Source organism: Sphingopyxis sp., from assembly GCF_035565275.1.
Lineage (GTDB): Bacteria > Pseudomonadota > Alphaproteobacteria > Sphingomonadales > Sphingomonadaceae > Sphingopyxis.
Genome location: NZ_DATMST010000226.1, coordinates 1 through 1,523 on the forward strand (window position 1 = coordinate 1; position 1,523 = coordinate 1,523).

Consider the following 1,523-nt stretch of genomic DNA (forward strand, 5'->3'; position numbering starts at 1 on the left):
TCGGTGACCTTGTCGGCTTCGACGCCCAGATGTTCGACGACGATCTTTTTAACCTTTTCGGCCGAATCGCTCATGCACAGTTCCTTTTTTCTGACTATGTCGTGAATGTTGAAAATTGCCCTAGTGCCCGTGGGCGGGGCTGGCAAGAGGGCTGGCATCGACCGGTCGGCGAAGCGCCGTATCGACAAGTGCCTCCTCCGCAGCTTCGCAGGCCGAACGCCTCCCTTTCTGTCCGTCCGGCGCCTGGCGACGAAATAGGCGCTGCCATCGCCGGCTTCAAGGTCGAACGTTCCGCAGGCATGCTGAAAGACCGGAGCGATCGTCGGCGCCGAGCGGCCCGTGTCAGCCGGTCATGCATAGCTATGCCATTTTCGCAGCAAGCGCCGCCGGCGTCCCGCCGCGTTTTTTCCGGACCGGCCCGACAGCTTCAGGAGGATATGGCGCCGGCGGGAACGACCCCCGAATCGCGCAGTGCCTCCGACGCCCGCTGGATCACCGCCGGGGTAATCATGAACCGGCCGAGGACCCGTTCGGGCGCTGCATCGGCCGGTTGGCGCGTATAGTCGAGCAGGCGTTTCCATTGCGCCCGCGCCGCCGGCACCTGCCCCTGCCGTGCCAGCACAATCGCCCGCACCACCATATATTGCGGCTCCATATTGCTCGGCGACGGCATATGATCGAGGATCGAGCGCGCCTCTTCCTGCTCGCCGCGCTGCGACAGGATGAAGGCGAGTGTGACCGCAGGGACGCCCGGAAACGATGAATCGAGTTCGAGCGACCGGCGCAGCAGGGTTTCGCCCTCGCCCCCCAGCCCGCAGGTAACCTTGAACAGACCGAGGAAACCCGCCATGTCGGCGTCATAGCGGTTGAGGGCGATCGCGGCGTCGCCCATCGCATTGCCGGCAGCGCAATTGCCGAGGTAGAAATTCGCCCGCGCCATGGCGAACAGGCCCGACGATGAGTTCGGAGCGCTATCATAGGATTTTTGCGCCAGCGCGCGCGCTTCGGCCATTGCCTCGCGCCCGGCCTCGGTCAGGCGCTGCGGCTGCCAGTCGCCATAACGCACCAGCGAAAGCGCGGTGAGCGCGACGGTATCGCGCGGATTGCCCTCCAGCGTGGCGCGGAGGCAGGCATCGACCCGCTTCACCGACGCGGTGTTGCGCATCTGGCGCACCTTGTTGAATTGCGCGAGGCAAGGAAAACCGGGTGAAAAATTGTCCGGCTGGCGCTGGACCTGGTCGCGCACGATCACGCCATAGTCGCCCGCGATTTGCGAGATGACGGGTTCGAGCGCCGTGAACTCGGGGGTCTCCGTTTCGGTCAGGCGAAGCTGCTGCGACCAGATCGCGCGCTGGTCGGCAACGCGGTTGAGCACGAGCGTGACGTCGACCGGCCCCTCGACCGTGCGGACCAGCGACGCGTCGAGCCGATAGTCGCTGTTCCCCGTCGGCGCGCTGCCGGGCGCCTTGGCGCTCAGGAGGTCGACGAGGTCGAAGCGGCGTAGGCCGTCGCGCAGCTTGCCG

Annotated in this window: 1 protein-coding gene and 1 pseudogene; both read right to left on the reverse strand. The window is 65.7% G+C overall.

Translation table 11 applies throughout. The features are described from left to right. A pseudogene (locus VN047_RS15650) lies at window positions 1-188 on the reverse strand (hypothetical protein); the annotation flags it as partial. 239 nt (window positions 189-427) lie between these two features. Next, window positions 428-1,523: tetratricopeptide repeat protein (locus VN047_RS15655; protein WP_414712721.1), on the reverse strand; the 1,096-nt coding region annotated here is incomplete at its 5' end.